Origin of the sequence: Leucobacter sp. L43, assembly GCF_016597785.1 — a bacterium.
GTDB classification, from domain to species: domain Bacteria; phylum Actinomycetota; class Actinomycetes; order Actinomycetales; family Microbacteriaceae; genus Leucobacter; species Leucobacter alluvii.
This window is the reverse complement of the sequence record NZ_JAENJG010000001.1, coordinates 1,323,520-1,340,042: the sequence shown is the minus strand read 5'-3', so window position 1 is coordinate 1,340,042 and position 16,523 is coordinate 1,323,520. Positions and strand designations below refer to the sequence as shown.

15 protein-coding genes are annotated in these 16,523 nt (G+C 68.6%); 9 read left to right on the top strand and 6 right to left on the bottom strand.

Annotation, left to right across the window (positions count from 1 at the left end; all coding sequences use genetic code 11):
* Window positions 1-54: 54 nt before the first annotated feature.
* The 3 genes from JE033_RS06240 to JE033_RS06230 form a co-directional block, all read right to left on the bottom strand.
* Window positions 55-1,011 carry a LysR family transcriptional regulator gene (locus tag JE033_RS06240; RefSeq protein WP_090146598.1) on the bottom strand — a complete coding sequence of 319 codons (957 nt, stop codon included), beginning with the start codon at window positions 1,009-1,011 and terminating at the stop codon, window positions 55-57.
* A 70-nt stretch (window positions 1,012-1,081) separates the two neighbouring features.
* Entirely contained in the window at window positions 1,082-2,428 is a 1,347-nt protein-coding gene (locus JE033_RS06235; protein ID WP_200330155.1) for a class I SAM-dependent RNA methyltransferase, read from the bottom strand.
* A 71-nt stretch (window positions 2,429-2,499) separates the two neighbouring features.
* The gene (locus JE033_RS06230) at window positions 2,500-2,772 is read right to left on the bottom strand and encodes a GlsB/YeaQ/YmgE family stress response membrane protein (RefSeq protein WP_090146600.1); all 273 of its coding nucleotides are present in this window, start codon (window positions 2,770-2,772) and stop codon (window positions 2,500-2,502) included.
* Between the two features lie 351 nt (window positions 2,773-3,123).
* Here JE033_RS06230 and JE033_RS06225 point away from each other — a divergent pair, with 351 nt between their 5' ends.
* Complete coding sequence (locus JE033_RS06225) at window positions 3,124-3,771, top strand: nucleoside triphosphate pyrophosphatase (RefSeq protein WP_090147413.1); 648 nt, start codon at window positions 3,124-3,126, stop codon at window positions 3,769-3,771.
* Window positions 3,772-3,786: 15 nt separating this feature from the next.
* Here JE033_RS06225 and JE033_RS06220 read toward each other — a convergent pair whose 3' ends face one another.
* A complete protein-coding gene (locus tag JE033_RS06220; RefSeq protein ID WP_200330153.1) occupies window positions 3,787-5,481 on the bottom strand; it encodes a PucR family transcriptional regulator in 1,695 nt (564 codons plus the stop codon).
* 184 nt (window positions 5,482-5,665) lie between these two features.
* Between JE033_RS06220 and JE033_RS06215 the strand changes: the two genes are divergently transcribed.
* On the top strand, window positions 5,666-7,150 hold the full coding sequence (locus tag JE033_RS06215; protein WP_200330151.1) for a CoA-acylating methylmalonate-semialdehyde dehydrogenase: 1,485 nt from the start codon (window positions 5,666-5,668) through the stop codon (window positions 7,148-7,150).
* Between the two features lie 13 nt (window positions 7,151-7,163).
* Window positions 7,164-8,552: an aspartate aminotransferase family protein gene (locus JE033_RS06210; protein ID WP_200330149.1), complete on the top strand. Its 1,389-nt coding sequence runs from the start codon at window positions 7,164-7,166 to the stop codon at window positions 8,550-8,552.
* Window positions 8,553-8,629: 77 nt separating this feature from the next.
* Here the strand turns inward: JE033_RS06210 and JE033_RS06205 are convergent, their stop codons facing one another.
* Both JE033_RS06205 and JE033_RS06200 read right to left on the bottom strand, forming a co-directional pair.
* Window positions 8,630-9,025, bottom strand: a complete 396-nt coding sequence (locus JE033_RS06205; protein WP_370567910.1) for a RidA family protein — start codon at window positions 9,023-9,025, stop codon at window positions 8,630-8,632.
* Between the two features lie 22 nt (window positions 9,026-9,047).
* Entirely contained in the window at window positions 9,048-10,502 is a 1,455-nt protein-coding gene (locus tag JE033_RS06200) for an FAD-binding oxidoreductase (protein ID WP_200330147.1), read from the bottom strand.
* A gap of 119 nt (window positions 10,503-10,621) precedes the next feature.
* On the opposite strand from JE033_RS06200, the gene JE033_RS06195 reads away from it, so the two are divergent.
* From JE033_RS06195 to JE033_RS06170, 6 genes are read left to right on the top strand one after another with little or no spacing between them, the layout of a single operon-like run.
* Entirely contained in the window at window positions 10,622-12,304 is a 1,683-nt protein-coding gene (locus JE033_RS06195) for a hypothetical protein (RefSeq protein ID WP_200330145.1), read from the top strand.
* Window positions 12,301-13,047, top strand: a complete 747-nt coding sequence (locus JE033_RS06190; protein WP_200330143.1) for an IclR family transcriptional regulator — start codon at window positions 12,301-12,303, stop codon at window positions 13,045-13,047. Before JE033_RS06195 ends, JE033_RS06190 begins: the two co-directional genes overlap by 4 nt.
* Window positions 13,048-13,076: 29 nt before the next feature.
* The gene (locus JE033_RS06185) at window positions 13,077-13,772 is read left to right on the top strand and encodes a hypothetical protein (protein ID WP_200330141.1); all 696 of its coding nucleotides are present in this window, start codon (window positions 13,077-13,079) and stop codon (window positions 13,770-13,772) included.
* A 15-nt stretch (window positions 13,773-13,787) separates the two neighbouring features.
* Window positions 13,788-14,783 carry a dipeptidase gene (locus JE033_RS06180; protein ID WP_200330139.1) on the top strand — a complete coding sequence of 332 codons (996 nt, stop codon included), beginning with the start codon at window positions 13,788-13,790 and terminating at the stop codon, window positions 14,781-14,783.
* Window positions 14,780-15,616 (top strand): ABC transporter ATP-binding protein, encoded by an 837-nt coding sequence (locus JE033_RS06175; protein ID WP_090146619.1) that lies wholly within the window; start codon window positions 14,780-14,782, stop codon window positions 15,614-15,616. The genes JE033_RS06180 and JE033_RS06175 overlap by 4 nt, the downstream gene beginning before the upstream one ends.
* Window positions 15,613-16,461 carry an ABC transporter permease gene (locus tag JE033_RS06170; protein WP_090146621.1) on the top strand — a complete coding sequence of 283 codons (849 nt, stop codon included), beginning with the start codon at window positions 15,613-15,615 and terminating at the stop codon, window positions 16,459-16,461. The genes JE033_RS06175 and JE033_RS06170 overlap by 4 nt, the downstream gene beginning before the upstream one ends.
* The last annotated feature ends 62 nt before the right edge of the window (window positions 16,462-16,523 follow it).

The window sequence follows — 16,523 nt, the reverse complement described above, 5'->3', positions numbered from 1 at the left end:
GCCGCAGCGTGGGTGACCGGGTGCCCCAATCCTCGAAGACCGAGCAAGCCGCGTCTAATGGGAAGTTTCGTTGCCGCCGATCGACGGAGTCGATGTCTGCGCACGACCCTGGTAGATGTCCCGGCACACTTCGATGAAGGCCTGCGCCTTGCGCGTCGAGGAGATGTCGCGTCGCTGCACCAGCGAGACTTCGGTGGGAGGAAACTCGTCGGAGAGCCGGAGCGGGACGACGCGTTTGCCCGAGTACGTCAGGCTCTGGTCGAGCCACTGGTTCAGGATCGAGTACCCGTGACCGCGGGCGACGTACGAGCGCACGGTCTCGTATCCGAGCGAGACGTGCCTGATGCGCGGTTCGAGGCCGAGCTGCCTGAAGAGGCGCAGGTAGTAGTCGCCGGTGTGCGGCAGGTTGAGGAGGATGAAGGGATCTGCGGCGAACTCGCGCAGGCTCACGACGGATCGCCCCGCGAGCGCCTGCGCTCGCGCTTCGGGCACGATGACGTGCGGCGGCACACGGTCGATGACGGTGCGCGCGAATCGGTCGTCCACGCCGAGGTCGTACATCAGCGCCACCTCGCAGCGGCCGTCGTGCAGCGCCTCCTGCAGGCTGCCCTGGTCGCCCTCGAAGAAGGTGAGCTGCACTTCGGGGTACGCGGCCTCGAACCGGTCGAGAATCTCGGGGGCTCGGAACGGGGCGAGCGGAGCGTAGATGCCGACCGTCAGCTCGCCGGAGAGCGCTTCGCTCGCCGAACGCACGGACGTCGCGAGCATCTCGGCTTCCTCGAGGAGCGCGGGGCCGCGAGCGAGCAGCGCCCGCCCGGCCGGCGTCAGCTGCAGCCCGCGCCCTCGGTCGCGCGTGAAGAGCTCGACGGCGAGCTCGCGCTCGAGCTGCGAGATGGCGCTCGACAGCGTCGACTGCGTCACGCTCAGCTCGGAGGCCGCCGCCGTCATGTTCTCGAGGCGCGCGACCGCGCTGAAATAGGAGAGCTGCACCAGTGTGAACGCCGTTGTCATGTTCCCATGATCGCAGCGAACGATTTCAGCGCGGTTGCGGTCGAGCGGATGCCCGGGTGCGCGACGGCGGTCAGGCTCGCTGGAAGACCGCCAGCGACTCGAAGTGATGCGTGTGCGGGAAGATGTCGAAGGCCCGGAGTCCGGTCAGTTCGTAGCCGGCGTCGCGCAAAGATCTCGTGTCGCGGGCGAGGGACACGGGGTCGCAGGCCACGTAGACGATGTTCATCGGTGAGAGTTCGACGAGCTGCGCGGTCACGCCGTTGCCCGCGCCGGAGCGGGGCGGGTCGAGCACGACGGTTCCGCGCCGCAGGCGATCTCGCACCGGTGCTGACGCCTTCAGCAGGTCCGCGAGGTGCCGATCGACCCTGGCGGTGTGCGCGAGTGCGCCGACGAGGGATGACAGATTCTCTGCAGCATCCTCGGTCGCGGCGGCATCCGACTCGACCGTCGCGATCTTCACACCGGTTCCAGCGGCCTCGGCAACGGCAGCGGCGAGCAGCCCCGCACCGCCGTACAGGTCGAGGTTGCCGGCTCCCGGCTCGAATCGACCGTCGGCGATGAGATCGGAGACGGCATCGCGCACGGCCGTGAAGAGCACCGCCGGTGCCGCGCGGTGCACCTGCCAGAACCCTCCGGCGCGCACGAGGAATCCGCGATCCTCCACCCACTCGTGGATCGGATCGCTCGCGCCGGAGCGCTGCCTCTCCCCGCTGAGCGTGAGGAGCATGCGCGGATCGTCGCCCGACGGGTCGACGAGGTCGACGGTCTCGACGCCCGGCATGAGGTCGGCGAGCGGCGCGATCTGGTTGACACCCTCGGTGGCGAGCGGCAGGGACTCGACGGGGATCACGCGACGGCTGCGCGCAGCGTACGGGCCGACGGCCCCGGTCGCGGGATCCACGTGCAAGCGCACGCGCGTGCGATAGCCGAGACCCGTATCGGCCTCTGGTTCGTCGGTCTCTTCGTCGATGAACGACGGGGGCGGTTCGACGATCTCGGCGAGTGCGCTGGCCAGATCATCGTCGCCCTCGGTCGCGAACTCGACGCCGCCGAAGCGGCTCATCGCATCCGCGAGGACTTCGGCTTTGAGTGATCGTTGGCGTTCGAGCGAGATGTGGCCGAACTCCGCGCCACCTGCGCGATCCTCTGGAGCTCGGGAGATCGAGGCTTCGGCCCAGATGTGCTCACGGCGATCGGCTGAGGCGTCGAGCACCTCCACGGCCGTCGCGCGAGCGAACGACTTCTTCTTCGCGTCGGTCACGAGGGCCCGGACGCGTTCGCCCGGGATGGCGTCAGCCACGAAGACGACGCGACCCTCATGACGCGCGACACCGACACCGCCGTGAGCGATGCCGGTAACGACGAGGTCGACCTCTGCGCCGGGTTCGAGCGGGGCTGAGCTGTGCGATGCAGTCATGCCTTCATTCTCCCATTGCGCGAGGCCGACCTCGTGCCGCGGCGCGTGCGCGCCGCCATGCTGCGGCGGAATTACGCCGCGCGGTTGCCCTTGCGACCGGTGATCAGGCCCCAGATCAGCAGCACGACGATTGCGCCGCCGATTGCGACCAGCCAGGTCTCGATTGAGAAGAACTCACCGAGGTCAGCGCCGAAGAGCAGGCTACCGAGCCAGCCCCCGACGAGTGCGCCGATGACGCCCAGGATGAGGGTGGCAATCCAGCCGCCGCCCTGACGACCCGGCAGGATGGCCTTCGCGATAGCCCCTGCGATCAGCCCAAGCAGCAAAAATCCGAGGAAACCCATGAGAACTCCTTCCGTTCACGGGGAGGCACGGTGCATCCCCATGAGCACAAGGTACGTCGGTTCCGGGCACATCGAATAGGGGGTTGTCGTCGCCGAAGGTGCTGGTGTAGCGCGCGCACGTATATCAGCCCTCGGGTCCGCTCCCACGCGGCGCCTCGGGCTTCCAGCGGCCGATTCCTTCCTCCCTCCGCAGTGTATGCAGGGGATCTGAGTGTGTACAGTGCGTATCTCGGGAATTGGCAGGGCGCCCTGGAGATCCCCTGCGCGACGGTCATCGCCGGTGGTGCGCCCACCGGGCGGGCCTCGGCTCGCGCCGCGGATGCGACCGGCGCGAGCTCTAAACTGCAGGGCATGCGTCTCTATCTCGCGTCCACCTCACCCGCCCGACTCTCCGTGCTCCGCGGCGCGGGCATCGAGCCGGTGTGCTTCGCCCCCGACGTCGATGAGGAGGCCGAGGTCGCCGCCCGCGAGGCGGAACTCGGCAGGGCGCTCACGGCCCCCGAGCTCACCGAGCACCTGGGCCGGCTCAAGGCCGAGGACGTGGTGCGCCGTCACGGGCCCGACGGCACGGGCGAGATCGACGGCCTCGTGCTCGGCGGCGATTCGATGTTCTTGCTCGACGACGAGATCCTCGGCAAGCCGCACCGGCCAGAAGTCGCGCTCGCACGGTCGAAGCAGCATCGCGGACGCACCGGCGTGCTCCATTCGGGGCACTGGCTCATCGACTGCACCGCGGGGGCGACGAGAGCCGCGGCCGGCGCGGTCGACACGGCGACCGTGACACTGGCGAGCGACCTCGCCGACGCCGAGCTCGAAGCCTACGTCGCTACGGGAGAACCGCTCGAACTCGCAGGCGGCTTCGCGATCGACGGCCTCGCCGGAGCGTTCATCGAGCGCATCGAAGGGGCTCCGAGCTGCGTGATCGGGCTCTCGCTCCCGGCGCTGCGCCGGCTCGTCATCGAACTCGGGCACGAATACCCCGGCCTGTGGCGCGACTGAGGCGGTCGCGCTCGGTTAGTCGCTGCGCGCGAGCAGCGCGACGGTGAGCGCCGCGATCGTCGTGCCGTCGGCGAGATCGACGCCGAGCAGCTCTTCGATGAGCGCGAGGCGCTGGTAGAAGACGGATCGCGATAACCTCGCGCGCTGCGCGGCGAGCGAGCGATTCGTCGGGTGCGCGAGATACGCCCGCAGCACGAGCAGGAGATCGCCGCTGTGCCCGGGCCCGGAGCCGGAATCATGCGCGATGACGGGGCCGAGGGCTTCGGAGGCGAACTCCTGCACCTCCGGCGTCGCCGACAGTCCGCGCACGAGGTAGGCGAGCGCCTGCCGTTCGGCCTGCTGCACGGTGACTCTGCCGGCCGCGGCCGTCGGCCTCAGACGCCCGGCGGCCCGCACGCGTTCGAGCGACGTGATGAGCGAGCGGACGCCTCGGCCGGACGCGCCGAGACCGAGGTGCGCGCGCCACCCCGGGGGCGTCGGGGAAGGGATGAGCATGTCGAGTTCGCGCGCCAGCCGAACGGCGAGCGGCGGTGCGGATCCCGACTCGGCGACAGCCGAGATGCGGGGGTCGTCGGCGGGAAACGAGAGGAGCGCGAGCAGCGGAGTGCGATCGTGTTCGCCTGCGGAGGCGCGGGAACCAGCAGTGGGCGCCGCGTCGTCGGTCGGATCGGGGACGAGGATCACGCGGCCCTCCGGGGCGACCGCGCGTCGCAGCGCCGTCTCGAGCACGGCGCGTTCGAGCGAGGAGTGACCGCCGAAATCCTCGGTGCCGCGCAGAGTCGCGCCGAGCAGCACTCGCCCGTCGATCGGGAGACCGGCAGCCGCGAGCTGCGTCGCGAGTTCGGTGTCACTGCGGTAGCGACCGTTGAGGAGAGCGTCGAAGAGGCGCTTGGAGCTCAATCGCAACCACTGCTCCCCGTCGGGGTCGGCGAGCCTGCCGAGCGCGAGCGCGAACGCTCCGAGTTCGAGCACGGTGCGTCGACCGGCTGCGTGCGGCGGCCCGGGGAGTGCGGAGAGGCGGCCCCACCGCTTTCCCTGCGCCTCGACGGCGACGGAATCGGCGCCCGCGGGCAGCGCGTCCGGACGCGTCGCGGCCCACGGGGCGAGCGCCGCCTGGGGGAGGAGCTCGCCCCCGGCCCAGGCGACCACGCGGCCAGCGGAATCCTCGAGCACGACCGGAGCGTCGAGGGTCTCGGCGAGACGCTCGACGACGTAATCGACCGGGCTGCGATTCAAGCCGAGCTCCGTGAGCATCGTGTGCACATCCGCGCGCGCCGCGAGCGCTTCCGTCTGCGCCGCGAGCACGCGCTGATGCACGCGCTGCGTGATCTGCACGAATCGCACTTCGCGGCGCAGCACGATCAGCGGGATGGCGTGGCGCTCGCACGCGCTCGCGAGCTCGGCCGGCGCGGCGTCGAAGTGGGCTCCGAGTTCGAGGATGGCGGCTGCCGGGTCGGCCGCGACCACCGACCGGGCGAGAACGTCGAGTGCGTCGTGATCGGTCGGCCATCCGGCCCCGGTCGTGAGGATCAGCTCGCCGCCCTCCAGCAGTGCGATGGCACCGGCGCCCGCGACGACGTGCGCCCAGCGAATCGAGCGATCGAGCCCTGCGCGGCCCGCGACGAGCTCGGGGGCGCCGGCCTGCAGCTCGGGAAGCGCGAGCGCATCCGCGACCGTCACCGGGGTCGCGTCCGTCCGTGTCTCTGTCATATCGAACAGATTGTACGGGAGCGAGCGAAATCGTGGATGGAATGCGGTCGATCACGACGAGCGGTGCTGTCACACTGGGTCGTGGCGGAGTCCTGGATTCCGAACAGATTGCCCGGAACGCGGTGATCACTCACACAGCGGCACACGCGGACGCGGGTGCACTCAGCAGAAAGCAGGCGAACGCATGGCACGCATCCCCCACGTCATCGGCGGCGAAAAGGTCGACACCGCGGAGCGCACCCAGCCGGTGTACAACCCGGCGACGGGCGAAGCGCAGCACGAACTGAGCATCGCGTCGGTCGAGACCGTCGAGCAGGCCATCGCAGCGGCGCAGGAAGCGCTGCCGAAGTGGCGCCGGACGAGCCTCACGAAGCGCGCAGACGTCTTCTTCAACCTGCGTCAGCTGCTCAAGCAGCGCACCCCGGAACTGGCTGCGATCGTCACCAGCGAGCACGGCAAGGTGCTCTCGGACGCTGCAGGCGAGATCGCGCGCGGCCTCGAGAACGTCGAGTTCGCATCGGGGCTGCTCCACCTGCTCAAGGGCGAGCGCGACGAGCAGGTCTCGACCGGCGTCGACGTGCACTCCATCAAGCAGCCGGTGGGCGTCGTCGCAGCGATCACCCCCTTCAACTTCCCGGTCATGGTGCCGCTCTGGATGATCGCGAGCGCCATCGCCTGCGGCAACACCGTCGTGCTGAAGCCCTCCGAGCGCGACCCCTCGGCCTCGGTCTTCATCGCGGATCTCTTCCGCGAGGCCGGCCTGCCGGACGGTGTGCTCAACGTGGTCCACGGCGACAAGGTCGCGGTCGACACCCTGCTCGACAGCAGCGACGTGAAGGCCGTCTCCTTCGTTGGCTCCACCCCCATCGCCAAGTACATCTACGAGCGCGCAGCCGCCAACGGCAAGCGCGTGCAGGCGCTGGGCGGTGCGAAGAACCACATGCTCGTCATGCCCGACGCGGACATCAACGTCACCGCAGACGCCGCGATCTCCGCGGCGTACGGTTCCGCCGGCGAGCGCTGCATGGCGGTCTCGGTCGTCGTCGCGGTCGGCGACGTGGCGGATCGCCTCATCCCCGAGCTCACCAGCCGCATCGCGAACCTCACGATCGGCAACGGCACGGATCCCGCATCTGAAATGGGACCCCTCATCACCCGCGAGGCCAAGGAGCGCGTCGAGGGATATGTCGCCGGAGCAGAGGCCGAGGGGGCGACCGTCGTCGTCGACGGCCGTCAGGCGCAGTTCGAGGGCGACGGATTCTTCACCGGCGTCTCGCTGATCGACCACGTCAAGACCGACAGCAAGGTGTACCTGGAGGAGATCTTCGGGCCGGTGCTCGCCATCGTGCGCGTCGACAGCTACGAGGAGGGCCTCGAGCTCATCAACTCGCACCAGTTCGGCAACGGCACCGCGATCTTCACCCGCGACGGCGGTGCCGCTCGTCAGTTCGAGTTCGAGGTCGAGGCCGGCATGGTCGGCATCAACGTGCCGATTCCGGTGCCCGTCGGCGCCTTCTCCTTCGGCGGCTGGAAGGACTCGCTCTTCGGCGACTCGCACATCTACGGCCCCGAGTCGATCAACTTCTACACGCGCTCGAAGGTCGTCACCACGCGCTGGCCGAACCCCGACCAGTCGAAGATCGACCTCGGCTTCCCGAGCAACCACTAAGGAGCGGTTCTTCATGAGCGACTACATCGACCTCAACGGCGCCGAGCAGAGCTTCGGCGACACCGAGGCGCAGCGCGAGGTGCGCGAGAACGATCGCCAGTACGTCTTCCACTCGTGGTCGGCGCAGGGCGCGATCAACCCGCTGCCGATCGCGAAGGGCGAGGGCGTCCGGTTCTGGGACTACGACGGCACCGAATACCTCGACTTCTCGTCGCAGCTCGTCAACCTGAACCTCGGCCACCAGCACCCGGGGCTCGTCAAGGCGATCCAGGATCAGGCCGGCCGCCTCGCGACCATCCAGCCCGCCATGGCGAACGACGTGCGCGGCGAGCTCGCCAAGCGCATCGTCGAGCACTCCTTCGAGGGCGCCCGGTCGGTGTTCTTCACCAACGGCGGCGCTGATGCTGTGGAGTACGCAGTGCGCATGGCCCGCCACCACACGGGGCGCCAGAAGGTGCTCGCCCGGTACCGGTCGTACCACGGGTCGACGTCGACGGCGATCACGCTGACGGGCGAGCCGCGCCGCTGGGCGAACGGCACGCTCGACGCCGGCGTCGTCCACTTCCACGGGCCCTACCCCTACCGCTCGGTCTTCTACTCGGAGACGCCGGAGCAGGAGACGGAGCGGGCGCTCGCGCACCTGCGTGCGACGATCGAGCTCGAGGGGCCCGCGACCATCGCGGCGATCATCCTCGAGAGCGTGACCGGCACGAACGGCATCCTCATCCCGACGCCCGGCTACCTCGCGGGCGTGCGCGCCCTCTGCGACGAGTTCGGCATCCTGCTCATCGCCGATGAGGTCATGGCCGGTTTCGGTCGCACGGGCCACTGGTTCGCCTTCCAGGCGTTCGACGTGCACCCCGACCTCGTGACCTTCGCGAAGGGCGTGAACTCGGGCTACGTGCCGCTGGGCGGCGTCGTCATCTCGGAGGCCGTGCACCAGACCTTCGACCAGAAGCCGTTCCCCGGCGGGCTCACCTACAGCGGACACCCGCTGGGCGCGGCTGCCGGCGTTGCGACCTTCGACATCTTCGAGGAGGAGGGCATTCTCGAGCGCGTGCGCGACCTCGGAGAGCGCGTCGTCGGGCCCCGCCTGCGCGAGATCGCGGAGAAGCATCCCTCGGTCGGCGAAGTGCGCGGCACCGGGCTGTTCTGGGCGATCGAGCTGGTGAAGGATCCCGACACCCGCGAACCGCTCATCCCGTTCAATGCGGCGGGTGAGGCGGCCGCTCCGTTCAACGCGGTGGTCGCGGCGTGCAAGCAGGCTGGTCTCTGGCCGTTCGCGGCGGGCAACCGACTGCAGGTGGCTCCTCCGCTGATCATCTCGGAGGAAGATCTCGTGAAGGGTCTCGACATCATCGACGAGGCGCTGAACGTGGCCGACGGGTACGTCGGCGAGTAATTCGAAACAGCAGCGCCCGCCGCCCCGACCGGGGCGGCGGGCGCTGCTGCGTGCGGGCCCTCCTGGCGCCGGGCTGCTCAGCGAGCCCGCGCTGCCGCGATCGCGGTGACCTCGACGAGCATCTCCGGCCGTGCGAGCGCGGCGACCCCCACGAGGCAGCGCACCGGGCGGGCGCCCTCCGGCATCATCTCTCGGTAGACGGCGTTGAACGCATCGCGGTTCGCCGGGATGTCGCACAGGTGGATGGTGAGGTGGGCGATGCGGTCGAGCCCGGATCCGACCGCGGCGAGCTTGGCCTCGAGGCGCGCGAGCACGCGCCGGCTCTGCGCGTCGATGTCCCCGGTGACCTCCCCGTTCGCGTCGACGGGAATCGCGGTGGTGAAGGCGAGATCCCCGATGACCGTCGTTTGAGCGGAGAGCGCCGCCCCCGTGTCTTCGGGAATGCGGATGAGAGATGCTGCTGCTGTGGTCACGATGCTCCTTGCTGGTGGGATGTCAGAACGCGGTTCCGGGATTCATGAGCGAGTGCGGATCGAGTGCCAGTTTGATGCTGCGGTGCATCTCCATGACGTCCTCGCCGAGGTCGAGCGCTGCGTACGCGCGCTTCAGCGAGCCGATGCCGTGCTCGCCGGAGACGGTGCCGCCGAGCGACAGTACCGTGTCGACGATCGCTGCCATCGCCGTCTGCAATCGCTCGCGCGCCTCGTCGTGATCCGCGTCGCCGACTTCGTCGACGAGCAGTACGTGCAGGTTCCCGTCTCCGAGGTGGGCTGCGATCCTGCTGCCGGTGCGTTCGAACCCCGAGGCGATCGAGCGGATGCCGGCCACGGCTTCCGCCAGGCGGGGGAGCGGCACGGAGACGTCCTGCGGCAGAACGGGCCGGGCGCCCGATGCGCTGACGAGCGCCTCGGCCGTCGGAGGGGTGCCTGCGGAACGCACGGCTGATCCTCCGCGGCGCACCGAGAGCACGCCGTCGAGATCGTCCGGCGACACCGTGTGCGTGCGTGCGCCGGCTGCTGCGAGCAGGTCCATGAGCGCTGCGTGCTCCGTTTCGACGGCCGAGCCGTCCACCTCGATCATGAGCAGCGTCGGGTCGGCGCCCCACTCCGAGACCGGGCCGAGCAGCGGCGAGAGGGGCCCGGTGTCTCGCGCCAGGAGCGCGCCCGCGTCGAGCAGCTCGCACATGCTCGGCGTCAGGGTGTCGAGCACGCGGCCCGCGAGGGCGATCGCTTCATTCGCCGAGCCAAGGGCTGCGAGCGCGAGGCGGGATTCGACGGGGATCGGGCAGAAGGTGATGCCGACGCCGACGATGACGCCGAGCGTGCCCTCCGATCCGATCATGAGGTGCGTGAGGTCCAGGCCGGTGACGTCCTTGATGACGCGATGCCCTACAGTGACGAGCCGCCCGTCTGCGAGCACGACGTCGAGTGAGCGGATCCACCGCTCGGTCACCCCGTACTTCACGCACCGCAAGCCGCCCGCATTGGTCGCCACCGTGCCCCCGAGTGTCGCTCGGGAGACGCTTGCTGGGTCGGGAGGGTAGAACATGCCGTGCGGTGCGAGCATCTCGCCGACTTCTGCAACGGTGAGCCCGGGACCGAGGTGCGCGTAACGGCCGGCGATGTCGAGTTCGTGGATGGAGCGGATGCCGGAGACGTCGATCACGAGGGATGGCACGACCGGGACGGCGCCGCCGACGAGCCCGGTTCTGCCGCCCCGTGGCACCACGGGAAGACCGTGCCGGGCGGCGAGGGCGACCGCCGTCTGGACCTCTGCGGCGCAGCGCGCTTCGACCACGAGACTGGCGGGCGCCGACGTGATCGGCGACTCGTCTCCGAGCTCCTCGATGCTTGCGGCGATCCGTGCACGGGAGCCGAGCTCTGGCGCGTGCGAGGTGATCGCATCGAGCAGGCGCGCGAGCACCGCATGAGCTGCTGCGGTGGCGTGCATCGTCGGCTTCTCCCCGTTCTCCTTGGCATCGGATGCATCGCATGCTAGCATCGCCCGTATTGCAGAACAAGATGGCGTCTGTTCATACAAGACAGTAGCCACCGAGCCCGAGGAAGTGCATGAAGAACCGTCAGGTCGAGACCCGTGGCCGCGCAGCCGAGATCGTCATGAACCCGCGCCGCCTGGGGGCGCTGCAGCCGGGCCGCCTGAGCGCGGCGCGCAGTCTGTACGCGAAGATGATCCGGGAGCACTGGCGCATCGAGCTCGTCTCGGCCGACATTGATCGCGTCGGCTCCGGCCGCGTGCTCTACCGCATCGAAGCCGATGGTCACGTGATGCACGTCGTGGCGTTCTCGGAAGAGCCCCAGATGGTGGACCGGAGCCCGCGCATCATCGGCTCGAGCTGGGACATCGTCGGAGCGCTCATCGACGGAGAGGTGAGCGACGCCGAGCTGGAGGACACCCGCACAGCGATTCCACGGCTCTACGCCGGGCGGGCGACACCCGAGACACTCGTCTGGTTCCGCGCCAACCGCAGCATCCGCGTATTCGATCACGTCGTCGAAGCACTGGCGGCGGGGCAGCAGCCCGACGTCGACCGCATCGCCGAGGTCGGGTACCTGCTGCGCAACACCGGACTCGACGGCAACGGCACCTTCGGCACGAAGGACTTCCAGAACTACGGCCCCGAGCACCCGCTGGCGATCCCGTACTCCGCGCAGCTCTTCACCGCGTACATGATGCGCGAGATCTCCCTCGACCTGGTGAACCTCATCGCCCGCGCCCGCAGTGCGGAGTCCGTCGAGGCGGACGTCACGACGCGGGGAAGCCTCGCGGTCGGCAACGGTTCGGCGCTCGGGCTCGTCCTCCTCACGATGAATCGTCCGCAGCTGGTGAATGCGTGGATCAGCGGCTACGAGGGCCTGCTGGCCGACGTGCTCGAGCAGCGCATCACCCCGGACGTCTTCGCACGAGTCGACGAGCTGCTGCGCGAGGCGATCACCTTCAAAGAGCAGGATCGCACGGACTACGGCGTCTTCCCGTCGGGAGAGGCGGTCGCGGTCGATCTCGCCCTCATCCGACGCATGCTGCGCAAAGCGGAGGGCGCGCATGCCGCCGGAATCGCCATGACACTCGGCGAAGTGTCGCGGTCGATTCCGTCCACCGTGACCCCGGACGCGCAGGAGATGTTCCATTCCCTCCTTCTCGAGCTCGCGCCCGTCGAGCAGGTGATCGAGGCGACCCGCGCGCTCATCGTCGACGAGCGCAAGCAAGCCGACCCGACGGCCACCGTCGCCGACCTCTCCGCGCAGATATCGCGCGGCTACGCGTGGGTCTCGGAGTTCGCGGTCGCTCCGCACGAGGATCGCTCCCGCATCTGGTACAAATCCCGCAACTCGGAGGAACCGCGCAGCGGCCCGGTCGCGGAGGTGCCCGACCGCACGAACGATCTTGCGATCGACCTGATCGGCGGTGTTCGCGAGCTGCAGCACGCGCTGAGCGACGCGGCACCGAGCGAGCGGATCGGGCGATTCCTCGCGAGGCACCCGCAGCTCGGCCAGATCGTCGGCTACGTGCAGGCGACGGCCGACCTGCCCTATGCGACGCCCCACATGGACGTGCGCGACGACCGATTCGTGCCCGCCTACATCATCCGGCTCTTCAACGCGTTCTGCTACGGACTCGATAAGACCCGCGACGTGCACCAGCGCAATCTCCGCGGTCTGATCTTCGAGAATGCCCACTTCAGCAGAGATCTCGGTCTCGAGGCACGTGACTGGCGTTGGGCGGTCAGCGCATGAACGCGGAGGCCGGCGAGACCCAGGGACGCCAGAAGGCCGGCACTCCGGTGCTGCAGACGGGGATGAAGATGCTCGCCGCGATCGACATGCTCTCCAAATCGGAGGACGGGACCACGGTCTCCGTCTTCGCCGAGCGGATGGGGTGGGCGCGCGCCGCCGCGCATCAGTATTTGCAGACGGCCGTCGCGGCGGGATGGGCGTTTCAAGATGAGAGCGCCATCTACCATCTGAGCCTGCACGTGGCCGAGCTCGCGACGAAGGTGAACCCGGCGAAGGAGCTGAGGCCGGTGCTGCTGCCCGTCATGCAGGAGGCGGTCGCCGAGCTCGGCGCCCCCGTCTCATTCGCCGTGATGGAGCAGAGCAGCCCGGTGATCGTCGAGCGCGTCGAACCGGTCCGCGCGAAGTTCATCAGGCGCGGGTACGAGGCCAGGGTCTCCCCGAGGTCGTCCGCCTCCGGCCAGGTGCTGCTCGGATTCTCGGACGACGTCTACCGGGCGGTCGCCCGCGAGGCGGAAGTGCTCGACGATTCGGTGTACGAGCGCGTCAGACGACAGGGGTACGCGATCGTGCACTCCGAGTGGCTCGGCGATCTCATCACCGCCGTAGCGGTTCCCATCATGAAGGGCGGTGCGTGCGTCGGGGCGCTGAGCGTGATCACGGAGCAGGGGATCCTGCCAGACGACACCCTCATCACGACGATGCAGCGCGCTGCGAAGCGCATCAACAACGACCTCGCCGCGTAGCGGAGCAGCGAATAAGGAGAATGGCAGCAGTGGCTCTCGAAGTACAACAACGAAGTGTTCTCTCGGCCTTCGCTCACGACGATCCGGATACCCTCCCGAACACGGACCACATTCCGGCGCGCATCCGAATGTCTCGCCGCGAGCTCTCGCTGATCGTCGAGCGACTGATCATGGCGCTCGACTGCCCGCAGGGGATGTGGCCCGGCGTGCGCGATTTCGTGCTCGAAACGATCGCGGTCACCGGCGCTGCTGGGGTCGACGAATTCGAACGCGCCATCGCGGCTCGTGAACCGGGGCGCTCCTGGCTGAGCGCTCGTCTCACCCCGGACGGCATCGACGCCGGCGGTGAGAGCCTGCTGCTCGCCGGGGACGTGATCGTGAATGCGCTCCTCGCCTCGGCCGCCGACGATCCGGCGAAGCCCTTCGTCGTGACGAGCCTCGCATCGGTGATCGGGTATGCCGGGCTCGACGTGCGAGCGCGCTATCACGGGTATGCGCTGACCTCGCAGGCCGACCATGACGCAGGCACCCTTCGCGTCTCGATCGAGCGCTGCGACGCCGACCGCGACGCCGACGTCGTCCAGCTTCTGCGCGACGGCGTCGAGGTCTCGGGCGAGCAGTGGTGGCGCATCTACCAGCCGTCCAACTTCGCGCTGAGCGTCGAGTCCGAGCTTTCGCGCACGCACACCGGAGTGAGCGAAACGCTCCTCCACTATTCGGTCTGAACCCCGGGGGGAACCATGAATGTCGATAGTTTGATCTGCTCCCGGCTCGACCGCCGGGGCATCGAAGAGATCCGGGCGGGCGGTGTCGACGCGGTCACCGTGACCTGCGGATTCTGGGAGGACGCCATCGAATCCCTCGATGCGGTCGTCTCCTGGCGCGAGCTGGCCGAGGCGAACAGCGACATCGCGCAGATCGTCGCGAGTGCAGCGGACATGCGCGAGGCCAGGGCCGCGGGGCGTCTCGGCATCGTCCTCGGATTCCAGAACAGCTCCTTCCTGCAGGGGCGCCTCGGGTTCGTCGAGGTGTTCGCCGACGTGGGTGTGCGTGTCGCGCAGCTGACCTACAACATCCAGAACGACATCGGGGGGAGCTGCTACGACCCGCACGACTCGGGCCTCAGCCGCTTCGGTGCGGAGGTCGTCGGCGAGATGAACCGAACCGGAATGGTCATCGACCTCTCGCACGTCGGCAACCGCACCTCGCTCGACGCCGTGCACGCTTCGAGCATGCCGGTCGCCGTGACGCACGCGAACATCTTCGAGCTTGTGGAGCACCCGCGCAACAAGCCGCTCGAAGTGCTCCGGCCGCTCGTCGAGCGCGGCGGGGTCATCGGTCTCACCACCTACCACAACCTCACGCGGGGCCGGATCGCGACTCCGGAGCTGTGGTCCGAGATGGTGGCGCGTTCCATCGATCTGCTCGGACTCACCGCCGTCGGCATCGGGACCGATGCGAACCAGCGCGGCACCGACGAGTACCGGGAATGGATGCGCCGCGGCCGCTGGAGCCGTCAGCCGCAACTGGGAGCATCGCCGCCGCCGGGGGTGGCGCCGTCCGAGCGACCCGACTGGTTCAGCGGCCCGCAGGATTTCGGCCGTCTCGGAGCCGCCCTCGAAGCACGCGGGCTCGGCCGGGAGGAGCGCGAACTCGTGCTCGGAGGCAACTGGATGAATTTCTACACCCGGGTCATCGATGACGTCCGGGAGAAGCAGATGGGAGGGGTCGCATGAGTGCGTCACTAGCAGAGCGGACGCGACTGGGGGGAGTGAGCGTCGAGGGCGTATCGAAGATCTTCCGACGGAAGCGCCTCGAGATCCATGCGCTCTCCGAGACCAGCGCCGAGTTCAAGCAGGGCGAGTTCGTCTCGCTCATCGGGCCGAGCGGATGCGGCAAGTCGACGCTGCTGAAGCTCATCGCCGGTCTCGACTCCCCGTCGAGCGGTGAGGTGCGCGTCGGCGGAGAGGTCGTCTCGGGCACCCTCCCGACGGCGAGCGTCGCATTCCAGAAGCCGACCCTGCTGTCCTGGCGGAATGTGACCGACAACATTCTGCTGCCGATCGAGATCCGGGGCGGACGGCCGACGAAGGCCGACCGGGCGTACGCGTCGGAACTGATCGAGATGATGGGGCTCCAGGATTTCGCGTCGCACTACCCCCGCGAGCTCTCGGGAGGGATGGAGCAGCGCGCCGCGATCGCGCGATCGCTGATCACCCGCCCCGAGCTGCTGCTCATGGACGAACCGTTCGGCGCGCTCGACGAGTTCACACGGGAAGACCTCAACGAAGAGCTGCTCCGGCTCTGGGGAGCCGAACCGAAGACCGTGATCTTCGTCACGCACAGCATCTCGGAGGCGGTGTTCCTCTCCGACCGGATCGTCGTGATGTCTGCCCGCCCCGGTCGCATCGTCGACGTCATCGACGTCGACCTCCCGAGGCCGCGCTCCGCGCGAACGAGGACCTCTCCCGAATTCAACGAACTCGTCAGGCGGGGCCGCGTGAGCCTCGAAGCCGCGAAGGCGGCCGGCGGACCGGCGAACGATGCAGAAGCAGGTGGCAAGTCATGAGTGCGACGAAGACGGAACTGATGCCCGTGCTCTCGGGCGACGAGGTGCGCAAGACGACCGGCCGCGAGGCGACCCTGCGGAGCGCCCTCGCCTCGACGAACGTGCGCGCGGTGATCATCGTGCTCGTGATCTTCGGGGGCGGCTTCTGGCTCTGGAATCTGAGCACCGAACGCGGCTGGGTGTCACCCCTGCTGCTGGCTCCGCCGGAGGCGGTCGGAGAGGCCCTCGCGCGCATGTTCTCGGACGGCACGATCTGGACGAACCTCGCGGCGACGGCGCAGATCACGATCCTCGGACTGACGATCGCCATCGTCCTCGCGCTGCTGATCAGCTTTCTCTTCGTCTTCTCCGAGTCGTTGCGCAAAGCCGTCTACCCGATGCTCATCATCATCCAGACGTTCCCGAAGGTCGCGATCGCCCCGCTGATCATCGCGGGCTTCGGATACGGCACGACACCGAAGGTGATCCTCGCCGCGCTCATGGCCTTCTTCCCGATTCTCGTGAATGCGCTGGTCGGCATGACGAACATCAACGGCGACCAGGTGAACCTCTTCCGGTCGGTCGGAGCGTCGAAGTGGCAGGTGATCCGCAAACTGCGCATCCCGAACGCGATCAGCTACCTGCTCCCGGCGCTCAACAGCGCCGCGGTGCTCGCGCTCATCGGCACGATCGTCGCCGAGTTCGTCTCCGCGCGCGAAGGAATGGGATTCGCGATTCAGGCGGCCGTGCAGACCGGCTCGGTCGGCACGACGTTCGCGCTGCTCTTCGTGCTCGGATGCTTCGGCGTCGCGATCTGGCTCACCATGGCGGCGCTCAACTTCCTTCTGCGCAAGTACCAGCGATAAGCGCTGGCACTCTGCACCACTTCGATCCACAGGCAATGTAGCCATCTCATAGAGGAGAACAC